The 503-nt window shown below is 63.6% G+C and carries 2 protein-coding genes; one reads left to right on the top strand and one right to left on the bottom strand.

Annotated elements, in window-relative coordinates:
* Positions 1-280 (top strand): DUF935 family protein (locus tag NW837_RS14915; RefSeq protein ID WP_414332373.1); only part of this gene is annotated, 280 nt, incomplete at its 5' end.
* Between the two features lie 7 nt (positions 281-287).
* On the opposite strand, the gene NW837_RS14910 is transcribed toward NW837_RS14915, so the two are convergent.
* Positions 288-503, bottom strand: a 216-nt coding sequence (locus NW837_RS14910) for a hypothetical protein (protein ID WP_414332371.1), incomplete at its 5' end; no start/stop codon positions are given.

The following is a 503-nucleotide window of genomic DNA, read 5'->3' as shown; positions in this document are numbered from 1 at the left end:
GTTCAAGCAGTCGGGCGCGGAGAGCTTCGCGCAGGCGGTGGCGCACCACAACGCCGAAATCGCCAAGAGCATTCTGGGCGAGACGCTCACCACCGACGAGGGGCAGCGCGTGGGCAGCCTCGCACTGGGGCAGGTTCACCTCAAGGTGCTGCAGACGCAACTGCGCGCGCTCCGCGCCGAGTTAGCCGAGCGCGTGATGCACGACCAACTCATCCGCCCGTTGGTGCGCCTCAACTTCGGCGACGCGCCTGTCCCCCGCTTCGTGTGGGAAGAAGACTAACGGCGCGTCAGCCCTCCTGGGGCGGACTGTCGTCGTCTTGTTTGTAGAGCGCCATAATCTTCGGGCGCGTGAGAATATACGAGCTAATCACAGGGTACAGCAAGCCCAAGGTGAAACGCGGGACTGGGCGCGCAGTGCGGTCTTCGATTTGATAGCGCTCACGGAACGACTGGTACACCGTCGGGTTCAAAACAAGCCGATCGGCGACCGCCCAGAGTATCGC

Origin of the sequence: Synechococcus sp. R6-10 (assembly GCF_047461815.1) — a bacterium.
GTDB lineage: Bacteria > Cyanobacteriota > Cyanobacteriia > Thermostichales > Thermostichaceae > Thermostichus.
Note: the sequence above shows the minus strand (reverse complement) of the source record. Positions and strands in the feature narration are given on the sequence as shown.